This window comes from Chitinophaga sp. 22308, assembly GCF_052045305.1.
Lineage (GTDB): Bacteria > Bacteroidota > Bacteroidia > Chitinophagales > Chitinophagaceae > Chitinophaga > Chitinophaga varians_A.
Window position 1 is genome coordinate 150,735 of sequence record NZ_JBQEOP010000002.1, and the last position, 18,303, is coordinate 169,037.

An 18,303-nucleotide genomic window follows, 5' to 3' on the forward strand; every position below is an offset into this window, starting at 1 on the left:
GGGCTTTCCATTTTTAGTTATGCTTTTGTGTAAATGCCGTGCGGATGGATCATGTTCTCGAATGAATAGATGTCATTCCACTGTTCTTCTGTGATATATCCTTTCTCTTCTACTACTATCTGATGGATGGTTTTGCCTGTTTTTAAAGCTTCTTTCGCAATGGCAGCGCAGGTTTCGTAGCCCAGCAACGGGTTCAGCGCTGTAACGATGCCGATGCTGTTCATCACCATTGCTTTGGAAACGTCTGCGTTGGCGGTGATACCGTCCACACATTTGAGGCGGAGCGTATCAAAAGCATGCTGCAGATAGGTGATCATATTGAACAGGCTGAAAGCGATCACCGGCTCCATCACGTTGAGCTGCAGCTGGCCTGCTTCTGCGGCCATGGTGATGGTCAGGTCGCTGCCGATAACGTAATAGGCTGTCTGGTTCACTACTTCCGGGATGACCGGGTTTACCTTGCCTGGCATAATGGAAGAACCGGGCTGCAGCTGTGGCAGGTTGATTTCGTTTAGCCCTACCCGTGGTCCGGAAGACAGCAGCCTCAGGTCATTACATATCTTGGACACTTTTACGGCGGTACGTTTCAGCATGCCGGACAGCAGTACAAACGCGCCGGTATCGGAAGTGGCTTCCACGAGGTCGGTAGCCAGCACGATCGGCAATCCGGTAATTTCGCCCAGGTATTGGGTCACCAGTTCAGGGTAGCCGGCCGGTGCATTGATAGTGGTACCGATGGCGGTAGCGCCCATATTGACTTCTGTCAGCAGCGCCTGTATTTCGCGCAGGCGTTGTACGTCTTCCCGCAGCGTGGTGGCGAAAGCGTTGAATTCAGCGCCGAGGCTCATCGGCACGGCGTCCTGCAACTGTGTGCGTCCCATTTTGAGCACGTTGGCAAATTCCACTCCCTTTTTGCCGAAAGACTTTTGCAGCAGATCGATGGAGGTTAGGAGATCATTGACTTTCAGGTACAAGGCAATGCGCATGGCGGTAGGGTAGGCGTCATTGGTGCTCTGGGAGCAGTTGACATGATTGTTGGGATGCAGGTATTCGTATGCTCCTTTGGGATGGCCCATATATTCCAGTCCCGCGTTGGCGATGACCTCATTGGCGTTCATGTTGACAGAAGTGCCGGCGCCGCCCTGTATCATATCGGTAGGGAACTGGTCTGTTAGTTCACCGGCGATGAGCCGGTCGCTGGCTTTCATAATAGCTTCGCCTATTTCGCGGGGCAGTACGCCCAGTTCCATATTGGCCATGGCCGCTGCTTTCTTCACATAGCCCAGGGCTTTGATGAACACCGGTTCGCGGGAAACGGGCACGCCGGTGATGTGGAAGTTTTCGATGGCCCTTAATGTCTGGATACCATAAAATACGGTGTCATCTATTTTTCTTTCTCCGAGGAAGTCGTGTTCTTTTCTGAATGTCTGTTTCATGGCTGAATATTTTTAGTGGTCAGGATCATTGTTTTGACAACACAAAAGTACCCCGGTCTGTAAGGGTGGTAAATGATACCAGTCAGCCGGCGGATGATTTACGTCAGTTGGTACTTTATTTGTGGCTTTGCCTACCTACCCTCTCCACTAAAAAACATAACATGAAAGCTATGACCATCGAAGAAAAGTGTATTGACACCATTCGTTGCCTGGCAATGGATGCGGTACAGAAAGCGAATTCAGGGCATCCGGGCACGCCGATGGCACTGGCGCCGGCGGCATTTGTATTATGGACGAAGCATCTGCGTTATAATCCACGGAAGCCGGACTGGTTTAACCGCGACCGTTTTGTGTTGTCCAATGGCCACGCTTCGATGCTACAATATGCGGTATTACATCTCACCGGCTATGATATTTCACTGGATGATATCAAGGCTTTCCGGCAGTGGGGCAGTAATACGCCAGGACATCCCGAATATGGCCTTACGCCGGGCATAGAGACTACCACCGGTCCGCTGGGACAGGGTATTATGACCGCTGTGGGGATGGCCATGGCCGAAGCGCACCTGGCTGCTGTTTTTAATAAAGACGATATAAAGATCGTTGACCATCACACTTATGTTTTCTGTAGTGATGGCGACCTGATGGAGGGTGCTTCTCATGAAGCCGCTTCGGTGGCGGGCCACCTGGGCTTAGGTAAACTCATATGTTTGTATGATAATAATCATATCACGATAGAAGGTAATACATCGCTGGCCTATTCCGATGATGTGGCCAAACGGTTTGAGGCATACCACTGGCATGTGCAGGACCAGGGCGACAGGGGGAATGACCTGGAAGCCATATCAGCTGCTTTCGAGGCCGCGAAGGCGGTGACAGACAAGCCTTCCATGATCCTGCTGCGTACCCATATCGGGTATGGGTCCCCCAATAAACAGGATACGCCTGAAGCGCACGGCTCACCGCTGGGTGCTGACGAAATAAAGCTCACCAAAGAATTTTACGGCTGGCCACCGGATGAAGATTTTTATGTGCCCGAAGATGTGCGGGTGTACATGAAAAAGGTCATTGAGCAAGGGAAGGATACCGAACAATCGTGGGAAAAGCTGAAGGAAGATTATCAGAACAAATATCCCGGCGAATATGCGTTGTTGCAGCAGTACGTTGCCCAGGCGCTGCCTGAAGGATGGGACAAAGATGTGCCGGTATACAAACCGGAAGACGGTCCCAAGGCCACGCGGGAAATCTCTGCCGCATTCCTGAACGCCGTAGCGGGGAAGCTGCCCTGGCTGATGGGCGGCAGCGGCGACCTGGAGCCGTCCACGCTGACGATGATCAAATCATCCGGTTATTTTAGCAAAGAACATTATGAAAACCGCAATATCGCCTGGGGCATACGCGAACATGTGATGTGCGCCGCCAGCTCCGGGCTGCAGTTACACGGTGGCGTCAGGGCTTACGCCGCTACCTTCTTCATTTTTACGGACTATGCGCGGCCCGCTATCCGGTTGGCCTGTATTATGGAGCTGCCCGTGATTTACGTGATGACGCATGACAGTATCGGACTGGGAGAAGACGGCACCACGCACCAGCCTGTAGAACACCTGGCATCGTTGCGCGCCATGCCGCATCTTTGTGTGATAAGGCCTGCGGACGCTAATGAAGCCGCCTGGGCCTGGCATACGGCCATTGCCCGCACCAAAGGCCCTACCATGCTGGTGTTGACGCGGCAGAAACTGCCCATTACCGATCGCACCAAAACAGGGAGTGCCCGCGGCTTACAGCAGGGCGCCTATATCCTGTCAAAGGAAAAAGGAGACATGCCCGCGCTGATATTGATCGCCACCGGTTCAGAAGTGCAGCTGGCACTTGATGCCCAGCAAAAGCTGTGGGAAGAAAATATTGACGCCAGGGTGGTCAGTATGCCTAGTTGGGAGTTGTTCAGCGAGCAGTCGGAGAACTACCGGCACCAGGTACTGCCGCCGGCCGTGAAAGCCCGTGTGGCAATAGAAGCGGGTTCACCGGAAGGATGGGGACAATGGACCGGTGAAAGAGGCGTGATGATCGGTCTTTCCCATTTTGGCTCCAGTGCGCCGGCAAAAGAACTGTTCAAACACTATGGATTTACCGTAGACAACGTGTTGGAAAAATCGCGTAAACTATTGCAGCATGAAAAAGTTGATCGTGTTTGACCTGGACGGGACGTTGGCGGTGAGCAAGTCACCTGTTGACGAAGCGATGGCCGGTCTGTTGTCGCGGTTGACACAGATAACACAGGTGGCCATTATTTCCGGAGGCAAATGGGAGCAGTTTGAAAAGCAGGTGCTGCGGCTGTTGCCGCCGGAAGCGCGTCTCACCGCGTTGTACATATTGCCTACCTGTGGCACGCAGTTTTATCATTACCAGCAGTCGTGGCAGTTGCTGTACGCAGAAAATTTTACCGAAGAAGAAAAAACGAAAATTATCCAATCACTGCAAACTGCTGTCAGTGAAGCGGGTTATGCCGTAGAAAAAACCTGGGGTGAACAGATAGAAGACCGTGGCAGCCAGATCACATGGTCAGCGCTGGGACAGGAAGCGCCCGTAGATGCCAAAAAAACATGGGACCCTGATTTCGCCAAACGAAAGAAGATACAACAGATACTTGATAAATTGATTCCTGGCTTTGCTGTTAATCTTGGCGGCATGACATCTGTTGATATTACGAAAGAAGGTATAGATAAAGCATATGGTATCCGTAAGCTGCGCGATACGTTGCATGTCACTATTGAAGAGATGTTGTTTGTAGGAGACGCCCTGTTTGAAGGGGGAAACGATTACCCGGCGTTGCAGGCCGGCGTTCGCTGTGTGGCCGTAAGAGACCCCGAAGATACCCGGAGGGTAATAGATGCCATTCTGGCTTGTCTGGGTGATTAACAAAAATATTGTTTGTAATTAATCCTATAGTCGTAGCTTTATATGATCAACCGGTATAGAATGCTACCGGGAAACTATTCTTTTACAAACAAAACCTTATGAAAAAATTACGTTTAGCCGTTGCCGTAATAGCAGTGGCTGCGCTGTCTCCTTTCGTTGCGAAAGCACAAATTGATCTCGGTGCAAAGGCTGGTTTAAGTATCCCTAACCTGACTTCCGGCAGTTCATCCAATCCTATTAATAGCGGCTGGAGTTCCAGACTGGGGCTGGACGCAGGCATACATGCAGAATTTCACCTTACCAAACGTTTTTCTATTCAGCCTGAAATCAGATATTCTGCGCAGGGTGGTAAAAAAGACGGTAACCAGGGCTTTACACCAACTCCGGAAATGGCAGGTTTCTTTCAACAGCAGGGCCAACCTGTTCCTCAGTATCTGTATGGAACATATAAAAGCGTTGCCAAGTTCAACTACCTGATGGTGCCGGTATTGGCCAAATACCACTTCGGCTTCAGTCCTAAATGGGACGTGTATGTAGCTGCGGGTCCGTTTGTGAGCTTCCTGCTGGACGGTAAAAATGAAACCAGCGGCAGCAGCCCGATCTACCTGGACGAAGCGCACACACAACAATTGCCTTTCCCTGCTGTGGATTTCAACCATACCCAGAACATCAAAGATGACCTGAAGAAAGCCAACTTTGGTATCTCCGGTCAGGTAGGTGTAGCGTACCATGTCAACAGCAGAAGCGCTATCTTCATTGAAGGTGGTGGCAACTACGGTTTCGTGAAAATCCAGAAAGACACCAAAAACGGTGAAAACAACACCGGTGCAGGTGTAGTGGTACTGGGTTACTCTTACCGTATTAAAGACAAAAAATAAGCTGTTAAGCCAGCAGGTTAAATGAAACGATAATAATCGTTAGACTAATGCATACCAAAGACAGGAGGAAGATGTAATCCGCAGCTTCCTCCAGTTTTTCACTTCTCCTTCGCTGTTTCGAGCGCATTGACAGAAAAGACAATATACAGCTGCCCGTCAGCAAAATAGCTGCCACCCCCGTAATATCATCGATAATAGTGACCTGGTTAAAATGTGCCACCTTGATGGAGGTGAGCACTATCAGACAAAACCCCAGCAGGTTGCTGGAGGTATTGAGGATGTGTGGTGATTTGTTATTCTCGTTTGCCATAACCAACCTTTTCTGTCCGTCAATTTAAATCATAGAATTGGCGCGAAAAAGTTAAAATACCGTTACTCCGGCATTAAAATACGATTAGTGGCGTTAACAGCTTGTTACAGGCATACGGATAGCCGATAATATTATTATCTTTCGTCCATAGCATGTAAACTGCAGCGCATATGAAATACCTGATCACCTGCCTGCTGGCGGCTACAACCACCGCCACAGGATTCGCACAGCAACGTCCGATGAAGCTGTGGTACACTTCCCCTGCCAGCGCTACCGCGAAAGACGGCACTTCTCCCTGGAAAGATGATCCGGCATGGCTACAGGCCCTGCCACTGGGCAATGGCAATATTGGCGCCATGGTCTTCGGCGATGTCAACCAGGAACGGGTACAGCTAAACGAAAAGACGTTATGGAATGGCAGCAACGATGATAATGACAATCCCGAGGCAGCCAAATATCTCCCCGAAATAAGAAAGCTTCTCTTCGAGGGCAAGTTTAAAGAAGCTACGGCCCTTACCAATAAAACACAGATCTGCAAAGGCGCCGGCTCCGGTCATGGCAACGGCTCCAACGTGCCTTTCGGTTCCTATCAGACGCTGGGCGACCTGCGGCTGGATTTCGGTAAAAGCAGTGCTGTTTCCGGCTACCGGCGCAGCCTGCAACTAGACGATGCTACTGTTCGTGTCAGCTATGAACAGGACGGTGTGCATTATACCCGCGAATATTTTGTGAGCGCGCCCGCCAATGTACTGGCCGTAAAACTGTCGGCCGACAAAAAAGGAGCCATCAGTTTTTCCGCTACCATGGACCGCCCCGAACGGTTTACCACAAAAGCAAGCGGCCATGAACTCGTAATGACCGGGGCTTTAAACAACGGTAAAGGCGGCGATGGCATGAAATACATGGCGCGCCTGCAAGCGCGCAACAAAGGCGGACAGGTAACGTACACCGGCAATCAGTTGACCGTCAAGAATGCTGACGAAGTGATATTGTACCTGGCTGCATCCACGGATTATCTGCCTAACTATCCCACTTATAAAGGACGCGATTTCAGCGGCCTGACGGCCAAAGCGTTGCAAGCCGCTACCGCGCAGCCTTACGCGCAATTGAAACAGGCACATGTAAAAGATTACCAGCGCCTGTTTAACAGAGTTGCGATACAACTGTCTGATGATACTACAGACGATATCCCAACCGATGTACGGTTGCAACGCATAAAAGAAACGGGCAACGATAACCACCTGACAGAATTATATTTCCAGTACGGCCGTTACCTGCTCATCTCTTCTGCCCGCAAAAACACGCTGCCGGCTAATTTACAGGGGATATGGGCCAACAAAACACTCGCCCCCTGGAACGGCGACTATCATACCGACATCAACGTGCAGATGAATTACTGGCCGGCGGAAGTGGCCAACCTCAGTGAGTTGCATCTGTCGCTGACTAACTTTATCCAGGGCATTGAAAAACCGGCTACCCGGTCGGCCGCGGTACAGTTTGGCGGTAGTGGCTGGTGTGTCAGCCCGATCGTAAATGTGTGGGGTTTTACCTCACCGGGTGAAGAGCCTTCCTGGGGACTTACTGCCGGCGCCAGCGGATGGATCTGCGAACATCTCTGGGAACATTTTGCTTTCACCCGCGATACGGCCTATCTGCGTAAGGTATATCCCACACTGCGCGAAGCCGCCCGTTTTTACCTGGGCTGGCTGGTGAAAGACCCGGAGACCGGCAAACTGGTGTCTGGTCCGGCTTCTTCACCGGAAAACGCTTTCGAAGCGCCGGACGGCAGCAACGGTACCATCAGCATGGGGCCATCGCATGACCAGGAAGTGATACAGGAGCTGTTCACCAACGTATTACAGGCCGCCACAGTGCTGCAACAGTCGGACCCATTCCTGGACAAAGTGCGCGAAGCTAAAAACAACCTGTTACAACCGCAGATAGGTGAAGACGGCAGGGTGTTGGAATGGGCCAAACCTTACCCCGAGAAAGAACCAGGACACCGGCATATGTCGCATTTATATGCCCTGTACCCCGGATCTGCCTTCAATGAAGCCCAGACACCGCAATATGTCAACGCAGCACGTAAATCGCTCGAATATCGCCTGCAACACGGCGGGGCACAGACAGGCTGGAGCGCCGCCTGGGTGACCAACATGTGGGCGCGCCTGAAAAACGGCCCCGAAGCATTAAAGGCCTTTAATATCATCCTGGCACATAAATCAGCAAGCAACCTATTCAACCTGCATCCGCCATTCCAGATAGACGGTAACTTCGGCGCTACTGCCGGTATCGCCGAAATGCTGCTGCAAAGCCATGAAAATATGGTGACGTTGTTACCGGCGCTGCCGGCGGAATGGAAAAACGGGACGGTCAACGGCCTTTGTGCCCGTGGCGGTTTTGTGGTGAATATGTCGTGGAAAGACGGCCGCCTGGCGGCAGCTACGCTGCATGCCACCAAAAACGGTGGCTGCCAGGTGCGTTACCGCGATCAGATCGTGGTGCTTAATACCGAAGCTGGTAAAGACTATTCGCTGGGCGCGCTGTTGCAGTAATGTCGTTTCTCCCTAAAATAAAGTTGGGATTTTGGTGATCATCCACCAAAATCCCAACATCAAAAAATTCCAGAATCGAAAATTTACTACTCTTCCCCTTCGCCGGTATTTTTCAGTTTCCCTAACAGCGAATAGGCGCCTGTTGTCACAATCTTCTCATTGGTAAGGTCTTTACCGCCGGGCAGCAGTTGCACCATTTTACTTTCTTTCAGGCCGGTATTAACCGGTACCAGCGTGAAGCTGTTGCCATCTTTGGTGGTGAACACATATTCTTTGCCCATATAACGCACTACGGCGTCTTCCGGTACGGCGAGCGCCTGTTGGCTGTCCATGTCAAAGGTGGCATTGAGGAACATGCCCGGCAGCAGGTCGTGTCCCGGGTTTTCAAAGTGGCAGTGTATCAGGCCGCTGCGGTTGTCGTTGATGTTTTTAGTGACGAGGATGGTTTCAATATCGTACACTTTATCGGGCCTGTCTACCAGCGTCACTTTACCTCTCAGGCCTTTGTGGAAGGCGGGGATATCTTTCTCAAACACGGTGATGGCTGCGTGGATGTCTTCCGGGTTGACCAGTTCAAACATCACATCAGAAGGCATTACATAACGGCCGATGTTAACATTCACTTTGGTGACGTAACCGTTGATGGGAGAGAAGAGCGGCGCGGTACGCGAGATATTGCCTACCGTGAGTTTGTCCGGGTTGATGTTGATGATACGCAGCTTTTCTCCGACAGACTTCAGCGTTACCTGTGCGGTTTTATATTCATTGAGCACCTGTTGATATCGTTTTTTGCTGATAGCATCTGCTTCGCTGAGGGTGCGTTGCCGGTCCATATCGGCCGACAGGTATTCCATATTGGCTTTGGCGGTCAGGTATTCCTGTTGCAGCTGCACATAGCTCTGGTCCTCCATGGTGCCGATCGTCTCTCCCCTGGACACCTGGCTGCCGGGCAGAAGGCGCGTGCTTTTGAGGTAGCCGCCCATCGGGAAGCTGATGGAGATAAGGTTTTGCGGCGGCACGTCTACGGTGCCGGTGGCGCGGAGCGTGGCGTGCATATTGACCATCCGTACGGTATCGAGTACGATGCCCGCATTTTTTTTCTGGACGCTGTCGAGAGTAACGGTGTTGTTATCCGCTGCTGGTTTGTTTTCCGCCGGTGTTTTTTCTGCTGCCGGTTTATTGTTACAGGCGTATAGGAAGCCGGTGATGGCGATGTATATGAATATCTTCCGCATGCTATTGCTGATTGAATTGTAATAAATATTCCAGTTCTGTTTTCCGGGTGTTCAGTTCCTTCAAAACATCGATATACTGGCTTTGCAGGGCGATGGCGTTGCTGATGAGGGTGCTCCATTCGATGTACCCTATTTCGCCGTTTTTATAGCTGATATTGGCTGTTTGGATGATGATATCGGATTGTTTCAGGGCTGATTGCTGATAGTAGCGGACCGCCTGCTGGTATTTCTGATAGTCGTTCCAGTTTTGTTCCAGTTGTGTGCGCAGCTGTACGGTGGCCAGTTCTGTGGCGGTAGCGGCGCTGGCCTGCATTTGCTGCGCTGCCTTGATACGGGCTTTCTGCGCCGACGCGAAGATGGGAATGCCAATACCTATCTGTGCGGCAGAGAAGCGGTGCCCGCCGCCGTAGTAGCGTTCTACCTGGTTTTTGTCTGACTGCCATCCGATAAAGGACTGGTTCACATAGCCGAGATTCCAGTCGGGCAGCAGTTTTGCTTTTTCCAGTTGTGTTCTGCTGTTGCTGACTTGCTGTTGTTGCTGATAGGCGCGCAGAAAAGGGTGTTGTTGCAGCGTGGTGCTGTCAAACAGCACGACGGCGCTGGAGAGGCTGTCCACCGGATCGATGTTGGCCGTGGTTTCATGCAGCAGCATGCCCAGCTGGGTGACGGCAGTTTTTTGGTCAGACTGTATCATATCCAGTTGTATGTGGGCCTGTTGCGACTGGTTATCGAGCGTCGCTTTTTCCAGGAGATTGCTTTCGCCGTTGTCATAGCGGATTTTGGCGACCCTGGAATAACTGGAAAGGATACTGTCTGTTTTTTGCAGTAATGTTTTCTTGGCTTTCAGGTATTGCAACTGAAGATAGGCCAGCTTCACGAGGCGTGCTACTTCTGCCTGTTGCAGTGCTGTCTGCAGTTTGGCCTGTTGCCATTCGCCTTCGTATACCTGTCGTTGCCGTTTGTAGACAGCGGGGAAAGAGAAGCCCTGCGATATCGTGAATTTATTATCGAACATGGCGCTGTTGACGCTTCCCAATTCAGCCGCCAGCGAGGTTTTGGGCAGATCAGTGCTGCTGCGCGTGATGGCTTCATAATAGGCCGCCTGTTGCTGGTTGAGCTTCAGTTGCAGGTTCTGTTGCTGCGCGGTCTGAAGGGCCTGTTGTAACGTCAGCGGACGGGCATCCTGTGCTTTCAGCAAAGAGGGGGCTGCTACCAGCAGGAGTATCATCAGCGCAGCCGGTTTCGGTTTTTTCCATCCTTCTTCAAATAATAAAAAGAGGGCGGGAAGCACTACCAGCGTGAGCATGGTAGCGGTGATCAGTCCGCCGATCACTACAGTGGCCAGCGGACGTTGCACTTCCGCGCCGGCGCCGGTGCTGAGGGCCATGGGCAGGAAGCCAAGGGAGGCCACGGTGGCGGTCATCAGTACGGGCCTCAACCGGTCGTGGGTGGCCTGTACGATAATCTGCCGGATATTGGTCATACCACTGATTTTTAGTTGGTTCATTTCTCCGATTAATACAATCCCGTTTAATACTGCCACGCCAAACAACGCGATGAAACCGATGCCGGCGGAGATGCTGAAAGGCATGCCTCGCAGCCACAACGTGAATACGCCGCCGATAGCGGACAGCGGGATGGCGGAAAATATCAGCAGGCAGTATTTTAATTTACGGAAGGCAAAAAACAACATGAGGAATATCAGCAGCAGGGCAACGGGCAAGGCTATACTGAGTCTTTTGGTGGCATGCTGCAGGTTCTCGTATTGTCCGCCGTAAGTGATATAATAGCCGGTAGGCAGTTTGATCTGTTTGCCTACTTTGGATTGCAGTTCTTTTACGATGCTCTGTACGTCGCGGCCGCGCACGTTGAAACCGACGGTGATCCTGCGGCGGGCATCTTCCCTTTGTATCTGGTAAGGGCCGTCCTGGATGCTGATATCAGCGAGTACATGCAGCGGTACCTGTTCCCCGTTAGGCAATCCCACCTGGAGGTTACTGATTTCGTCCAGGTCCTGTTTCTGCTGATCGTCCATACGTACCACGAGGTCATAACGCCGGTCGTTTTCAAATACCAGTCCTGCGGCGGCGCCGGCGTAGGCGGCCTGTATGGTGTTGTTGACATCGCTGACAGAAGCGCCGTAGCGGGCAATGGCTTCGCGGTTATAGTTGACCACCAGCTGCGGGATGCCGGTCACGGTTTCCACATAAAGATCTTTCGCGCCTTTTACGGTACCGATCACGGCGCCGATCTTATCGGCATAGGCAGCAAGGGAATCGAGATCATCGCCAAATATTTTACAGACCACGTCCTGACGGGCGCCGGTCATCAGTTCATTAAAACGCATTTGTACCGGGAACTGGAAGCCGGTATTGATACCCGGTACTGCTTCCAGCGCCTTGCTCATTTTACCGGCCAGCTCAGGGAAGGAAGAGGCGCTGGTCCACTGATGTTTGGGCTTGAGGATCACCATAAGGTCTGCCGCCTCCATCGGCATGGGATCGGTAGGTATCTCGCCGGAACCGATTTTGACTACTACTTTTTCCACTTCGGGAAATTGTTTGCGTAGCACCTGGGCAGCCTGGCTGGTGCCTTTTATCGTGGTGGAGAGTGATGAGCCGGTCAGCATCCGCGTGTCTACCGCAAAATCGCCTTCTTCCAGCTGGGGGATGAACTCGCCGCCCATACGGGAAAGGATAAACGCCGCCACGATCAGGAGCGCTACCGCCACGCTAACGATCAGCATCGGAATACGCAGTGTTTTCTGCAACAGCGGATCGTAGATACGTTTGATGCGTGTCATCATTTTATCTGCGAAGCTTTCTTTATGGCTGAGTTTTTTGTTGAGGAAGAGCGCGCCCATCATAGGCACGTAGGTGAGTGATAACAGGCAGGCACCGAGGATAGCGAAGGACACGGTTTCTGCCATGGGGCGGAACATCTTGCCTTCGATGCCCTGCAGCGAGAGGATGGGCAGGTATACGATCAGGATGATCACCTGGCCGAAAGCGGCGCTGTTCATCATGGTTTTGGCGGAAGACTCCACTTCTTCGTCCATCTGTTCCTGCGTAAGCTGTTTTACGCCGCTGAGCGTGGCGCCGCGTGTGAGCTTATGCATCACTGCTTCGATGATAATCACTGCGCCATCTACCAGCAGGCCGAAGTCCAGCGCGCCGAGGCTCATCAGGTTGCCGCTTACGCCGAACAGGTTCATCATGATGAGGGCGAACAGCATGGCCAGCGGTATGACGGAGGCCACGATGAGGCCTGCGCGGATATTGCCCATGAAGATCACCAATACCAGGATCACGATGGCGGCGCCTTCCAGCAGGTTGCGTTCTACCGTGGAGATGGCGTTGTCCACCATCTTGGTACGGTCGAGGAAGGCCTCGATGGCCACACCTTCAGGCAGTGTTTTTTCGATGGCGGCAATCTTCTCTTTGATATTCTTGATGACTTTATTGCTGTTTTCCCCTTTCAGCATCATCACTACTGCGCCAGACACTTCACTTTCACCGTTGAACACCATGGCGCCGTAACGGATAGCAGTGCCTATTTTCACGGTGGCCACATCGCGGATGAGGACAGGGATACCGTTGTTGATCCTTTTTACCGCGATATTACCAATATCCTCCTGTCCCTGAACAAGGCCTTCACTGCGGATAAACAGTACGTTAGGCCCTTTTTCGATGTAGGCGCCACCGGTGTTCTGGTTGTTTTCCTGCAGGGCGCGGAACACATCGGAGATAGTGATCTGGTAACTTTTCAGTTTGTCGGGGTTGACGGCCACCTCATATTGTTTGACGGTACCGCCAAATGAGCTGACATCGGCCACGCCTTCGGTGCTAAGGAGCTGGCGCCGCACGGTCCAGTCCTGTATATCGCGCAGGGTGGTGAGGTCGTATTTGCCTTCATAGCCGGGCTTGGGCTTTACGACATATTGGAACACTTCGCCCAGGCCGGTGGTAACGGGCCCCAGTTCCGGTTCAGTAATACCTGGCGGTATTTGCTGGCGCACCTGTATCAATCGCTCGCTCACCTGTTGCCTGGCCCAGTAAACATCTGTCTGGTCATTGAAGACGATGGTGACAAGGCTCAATCCAAAGCGGGAGAAGCTGCGTTGTTCGATAATACCGGGAATATTACGGGTGGCCTGTTCAATGGGAACGGTGATAAGACGTTCCACGTCCGGTGCTCCCAGGCTGGGGGCAGAAGAGATGACCAGTACCTGGTTGTTGGTGATGTCGGGCACCGCGTCGATAGGCAGTTGGGTAACGGAATAGGTTCCCCATCCAATCAGCGCCAGCATAAACAAACCGATGATCAGTTTGTTTTTAATGGAAAAATGGATAATGCTGTTTAACAAAACGTAAACTTTAAAAAATTGACGAATGCAGAATGATACGTTTTCCGGTATTCCCCGCAAGGCAGCACAACAGTGTTGTACGCCCGTTTTTTAACCCGGGGAGGACAGAAAAAGTTCAGGCATCAGGAAAAAAGACCATGCTGCGGCGTAAAACGCTGCGCAGGGTACAGTAGCCTGTATCATTCAGTTATATCAGGACAAGGGCGCTGATGAGGATTTGGGAGGCTGTAAAATGATGTCCGGCAGCCGGTAGGGGGGAGGCCCGTCGTTGATGACCAGGTAATCTTCCCGGGGCAGTTCTATCACAGGAGTAAACAGGGTGACCGGCGCGGGTGGGCCTACAGTGGGAAGTGTCATACAGATAATGTCCGGTGTTTTGAACGGCAGCTGCATGTCCTGCAGATAATCATCGTCAAAAGGCTGTTCATCCACATAATGCAGTTTCAGGAACGCCTGCAGGGTCAAATGGGTATTTTCCTGCTTGTGTTTCCGAAAATGCTCCACCAGCAACGGGAACTTGAGCAACTGGCTGGCATCGGTACTGCCAAACAGGTACACCAGTAAAAGAAATATTGCAGTGGCCTTCTTCATAAATGACTAACGGGGCAAAGATAATCATATTTGGAAATTGATACCCGATAAAAAATCGAACCGCAGAGGAGATTATTGGGACAGACAGACTACTTTTGTCCTATAGCTCCTTCTTTTCAAACAGCTTCATTTTTATGACACACCAGGAAAAACATTTCACCGGCTCTGAGTTGTTACGTGATATCGTGATCGGCATGTCCGACGGACTGACAGTACCTTTTGCCCTGGCAGCGGGCCTCAGCGGCACGGTGAAAGATGTGAACCTCATTGTGATCGCCGGACTGGCGGAAATAGCGGCAGGCTCCATTGCCATGGGCCTGGGAGGGTACCTGGCCGGTAAAACGGAGCAGGACCACTACAACAGTGAACTAAAACGGGAATATGAAGAAATAGAAGCCGTTCCCGAAAAAGAAAGAGAAGAGGTGGAAACGTTTTTCGCAGAACTGGGCCTCAGCCGGGAGCTGCAGCAGAAAGCTGCTGCGGAACTGATCACCGACAAAGACCGCTGGGCCGATTTTATGATGAAGTATGAACTGGGGCTGGAAAAACCGGATGCACGCAGGGCCACTAAAAGCGCGCTCAATATCGGTATGTCCTACATCGTAGGCGGACTGATACCACTGATGCCCTATTTCTTTGTCAACGACGGCCTGGAAGGGTTGAAGATCTCCGCCGTGATCACCATTATATGCCTTTTCGTTTTCGGCTATTTCAAGAGCCGCCTCACCGGGTTGAATCCCCTGCTCGGCGGCGTTCGTGTAGCCGTTATCGGTACCATCGCTGCAGGCTGTGCCTTTGCCATTGCCCGCTTGATCGGCGGATAATATTACTTTCTCAGGAAGGTCACGTAATAGCCTGTACGTAGTTCATAATCCGGATGCGGATTGGTGACCTGTATTTTAATGATGTGTTTACCAGCAGGCAGGTCCAGCCGGTGGCAGATTTCATCTTTGCGTAGCTGGTAGTTGGTCGGCATGCGGATGGTGTCAGCCACCTGACCATCGATGCTGACCGTGGCGGTGATGACATGGTCGGCCACTTCCCTTTTCTTCGCGGCATAGCCGCCTAATACAAAGCCATTGCCTTCTATTGTGAGTGTGATCTCATTGCCGTTGACATGAAACTCTTTTTTATCAGTAGGAAGCAGGCCGGGGAAACTCTCTTCAAATGCCACTGCTTCGGGTGTTTGCAGCGGAATGATCACGTTGTCATCCTGTTCTTTTCCGCCATTCCGTTTGATATTTTCCAATGCGTGACGGTAGCTGATATCATAGGTTTTGTTGAGTGAGATGGTGGTATATTTAAAGTCGATGTCTTCTGCTCCTGCCAGCCCGTCTTTCCATTTTTGCGGGATTTTTTCATATCCTAACATGGTGCCCAGGATACCGCCGGCGGTGGAAGGATTACAGTCCGCGTCCTGGCCTGCGCGGGTAGACACTTCCAGTGTTTTGGCGTAGTCGCCGTTGCCATACAGTAATCCCATGATCACGTAGGCGCAGTTGATCGTAGCGTCGATGTTCACCGGGTTGAAGATGGCGTCCGGGCAACTGACGTCGGAAGACCATTTCTTTTGCAGCTCAAACCAGGTGCGGTGCCAGTCGTCCGGATACTGCCGGTGCCAGCGTATCACATCGGACATGCACTGGTAAAACTTGCTCCTGGCCGGAATAACGCGCAGCGCGTCACGCACAATCTGTTTGATATCGTTGGAGACGAAAGCCTGTGCGTACATGGCGCCTACATATACGCCGCCGTACCAGCCGTTGCCATAGTTCATGATATGCCCGATCTTATGACTGATGCGGGAAGCCGTGTTGGGCATGCCGGGGCTCATCAGGCCGGCGTAGTCGGCTTCTATCTGGTAATCGATGCAATCCGCGTGCATGTTGTGTTGCCAGTGGCCGGAGGCAGGAGGGCGGATGCCGTTAAGAATGTTGTACCGGGCCGCCTGGTTGGCATGCCACAGGACATAACCTGCATGGGCAAACGCCTGTGCGAAGGAGTCGGCCGGTGCATCGAGGCCGTGGCGTTCCATCACGTCTACGAAGGTGAGGTCCATGTACAGGTCATCATACAGGCCGGGGAAGCTGTCCATCACTTCTTTTACGTAGCCTTTGTGCCATTCCAGCGGTTGGTAGTCCTGGATAAAGGTGCCGTTGTACCGGAATTCATAGGGGCCTCCGAAGGTGACGCCGATGGTTTGTCCGGCCCATCCGCCCTTGATCTTATCCTGTAGTGTTTTTTTCGGTAAAGTAATTGTTTTGGGTGTTTGGGCCGCCAGGCCAAGGCTGCCCGCCAGGCATGCCAATAACAGTATAACATGTGTTTTCATGAGCGATGGAATTGTTACCAGGAGATGAATATAATATTTATAAATTATTTTAAAAACTATGTTTTTATTAAGAAAAAAAATAGGAATATAAAAACGTGATACTCATCCGCCAGACTGTAAAACTGTTGCGGGCATCTCCTGAAAATGGACTACTTTCAGGATATGAAACCTAGAAAAGCATATCCTGCCGCCATCACAATTTTCGGCGCCAAGGGCGATCTTACCCGTCGTAAGCTGATCCCGGCGCTGTATAATTTGTTTATAGAGAACCATCTTCCCGCTTTGTTCGAGATCTTCTGTGTGGATTTTCAGACAGTAGATGAAGCTGCATTTAAAAACGACCTGCTTGCCGGTGTGAATGAATTCAGTCGCAATGGCAAGGCGGAACCGTCGAAATGGGCCGACTTTGCCGCACGTATCAGTTATCTGCAAGGGGATTTCACCAAAAAAGAAACCTATGTCTCCCTGAAATCAAAAGTGGAAGACTTTGAGAAAAGCGGCAAGCAGCGGGGCAACCGTATGTTTTATTTCGCTGTAGCGCCACGGTTTATAGAAGTGATCGCCGAAGCGTTGTACACCCGCAAATTGTGCAGCAATAAAGTGCATGACCGCATAGTGGTGGAAAAGCCGTTCGGTACCGACCTGGACACTGCGAAGAAACTGAACCGCTTTCTTACCAAACGGTTTTCAGAGAAACAGATATACCGAATTGATCACTACCTGGGCAAGGAAACGGTGCAGAACATTATGGCGTTCCGTTTCGCCAATTTCGTATTTGAGCCGTTATGGAATAAAAACTACATCGATCATATACAAATCAGTGTAGCCGAACAGGTGAGTGTGGGCAAACGCGGCGGCTACTACGACGCTGCCGGCGCCATGCGCGATATGATACAAAACCACCTGATGCAGCTGCTGTGTATCGTGGCCATGGAATGCCCCGGCGCTTATAAGGCCGAAGCTATCCGTGATGCCAAAACCAAAGTGCTGAAAAATATCCGTCCTTTTACCACGCCACAGGTATTTAAAAATGTGGTGCGGGCACAATATACCGCCGGAGAGGTGGACGATGTGCCCAAAATCGCTTATCGCCAGGAGGAGCAGGTATCACCGGAATCGACTACCGAAACATTCGTGGCGCTGAAGATGATGATCGACAACCCCCGCTGGGAGGGAGTTCCTTTCTTCCTGCGTACGGGCAAGTCCATGGCGCGGCAGTCTTCCGTGATCGTGGTGCAGTTCAAGGATTCACCGCATAAGATCTTCAAAGACGACATCGTTCCCAACAGGCTGATCATCAGCATACAGCCGGAGCTGGAAATCAGCCTGCTGTTTGAAAGCAAGGTGCCAGGCCTGCAAATGAAGCTGGTACCGGTGGAGATGGACTTTACTTACCAGGAAGCCTATACGGAGTCGCTCCCGGAAGCGTACGAAGCGCTGCTGCTGGACGTGCTGCAGGGCGATGCCACGCTCTTTATGCGTGCCGACCAGGTGGAAGCTGCCTGGAAAGTGGTGATGCCTATTCTCGATGCCTGGAAGAAATCACCGTCCAAACAGTTACATTTTTATGAATCCGGTACCTGGGGACCTGCTGCTGCCGGCAACCTGCTAAAACCATACGCTAAAGAGTGGTACAGGCTTCCTTCCAGGGAAACCGTTAAAAAGCTGGCCGTTAACAAGTAAT

Annotated in this window: 12 protein-coding genes; 6 read left to right on the top strand and 6 right to left on the bottom strand. The window is 51.7% G+C overall.

From position 1 onward, the window contains the following. Positions 1-17: 17 nt before the first annotated feature. Positions 18-1,436 (bottom strand): aspartate ammonia-lyase, encoded by a 1,419-nt coding sequence (gene aspA, locus ACTJJS_RS07405; RefSeq protein WP_440663105.1) that lies wholly within the window; start codon positions 1,434-1,436, stop codon positions 18-20. 161 nt (positions 1,437-1,597) lie between these two features. Here aspA and tkt point away from each other — a divergent pair, with 161 nt between their 5' ends. The 3 genes from tkt (at position 1,598) to ACTJJS_RS07420 (ending at position 5,230) form a co-directional block, all read left to right on the top strand. Continuing rightward, a complete protein-coding gene (gene tkt, locus ACTJJS_RS07410) occupies positions 1,598-3,628 on the top strand; it encodes a transketolase (protein WP_440663107.1) in 2,031 nt (676 codons plus the stop codon). Beyond that, positions 3,606-4,352 carry an HAD-IIB family hydrolase gene (locus tag ACTJJS_RS07415; protein ID WP_440663109.1) on the top strand — a complete coding sequence of 249 codons (747 nt, stop codon included), beginning with the start codon at positions 3,606-3,608 and terminating at the stop codon, positions 4,350-4,352. Before tkt ends, ACTJJS_RS07415 begins: the two co-directional genes overlap by 23 nt. Positions 4,353-4,450: 98 nt before the next feature. After that, positions 4,451-5,230: a porin family protein gene (locus ACTJJS_RS07420; RefSeq protein WP_440663111.1), complete on the top strand. Its 780-nt coding sequence runs from the start codon at positions 4,451-4,453 to the stop codon at positions 5,228-5,230. Between the two features lie 4 nt (positions 5,231-5,234). On the opposite strand, the gene ACTJJS_RS07425 is transcribed toward ACTJJS_RS07420, so the two are convergent. Beyond that, positions 5,235-5,540: a hypothetical protein gene (locus ACTJJS_RS07425; protein WP_440663113.1), complete on the bottom strand. Its 306-nt coding sequence runs from the start codon at positions 5,538-5,540 to the stop codon at positions 5,235-5,237. Positions 5,541-5,710: 170 nt separating this feature from the next. Between ACTJJS_RS07425 and ACTJJS_RS07430 the strand changes: the two genes are divergently transcribed. Beyond that, positions 5,711-8,095, top strand: coding sequence for a glycoside hydrolase family 95 protein (locus tag ACTJJS_RS07430; RefSeq protein ID WP_440663115.1), 2,385 nt, complete (start codon positions 5,711-5,713; stop codon positions 8,093-8,095). A gap of 86 nt (positions 8,096-8,181) precedes the next feature. On the opposite strand, the gene ACTJJS_RS07435 is transcribed toward ACTJJS_RS07430, so the two are convergent. The 3 genes from ACTJJS_RS07435 to ACTJJS_RS07445 all read right to left on the bottom strand — a co-directional run bounded on the left by ACTJJS_RS07435 (position 8,182) and on the right by ACTJJS_RS07445 (position 14,287). Then, positions 8,182-9,330 (bottom strand): efflux RND transporter periplasmic adaptor subunit, encoded by a 1,149-nt coding sequence (locus ACTJJS_RS07435; RefSeq protein WP_440663117.1) that lies wholly within the window; start codon positions 9,328-9,330, stop codon positions 8,182-8,184. Position 9,331: 1 nt separating this feature from the next. Continuing rightward, positions 9,332-13,696, bottom strand: a complete 4,365-nt coding sequence (locus tag ACTJJS_RS07440; protein ID WP_440663119.1) for a CusA/CzcA family heavy metal efflux RND transporter — start codon at positions 13,694-13,696, stop codon at positions 9,332-9,334. 192 nt (positions 13,697-13,888) lie between these two features. Next, entirely contained in the window at positions 13,889-14,287 is a 399-nt protein-coding gene (locus ACTJJS_RS07445; protein ID WP_440663121.1) for a hypothetical protein, read from the bottom strand. Positions 14,288-14,421: 134 nt separating this feature from the next. Here ACTJJS_RS07445 and ACTJJS_RS07450 point away from each other — a divergent pair, with 134 nt between their 5' ends. Further along, positions 14,422-15,111 carry a VIT1/CCC1 transporter family protein gene (locus ACTJJS_RS07450; RefSeq protein WP_168872306.1) on the top strand — a complete coding sequence of 230 codons (690 nt, stop codon included), beginning with the start codon at positions 14,422-14,424 and terminating at the stop codon, positions 15,109-15,111. Between the two features lie 2 nt (positions 15,112-15,113). Here the strand turns inward: ACTJJS_RS07450 and ACTJJS_RS07455 are convergent, their stop codons facing one another. Further along, positions 15,114-16,619 carry an ADP-ribosylglycohydrolase family protein gene (locus ACTJJS_RS07455; protein ID WP_440663123.1) on the bottom strand — a complete coding sequence of 502 codons (1,506 nt, stop codon included), beginning with the start codon at positions 16,617-16,619 and terminating at the stop codon, positions 15,114-15,116. Positions 16,620-16,781: 162 nt separating this feature from the next. Here ACTJJS_RS07455 and zwf point away from each other — a divergent pair, with 162 nt between their 5' ends. After that, entirely contained in the window at positions 16,782-18,302 is a 1,521-nt protein-coding gene (gene zwf, locus ACTJJS_RS07460; protein ID WP_168872308.1) for a glucose-6-phosphate dehydrogenase, read from the top strand. Position 18,303: the final 1 nt, after the last annotated feature.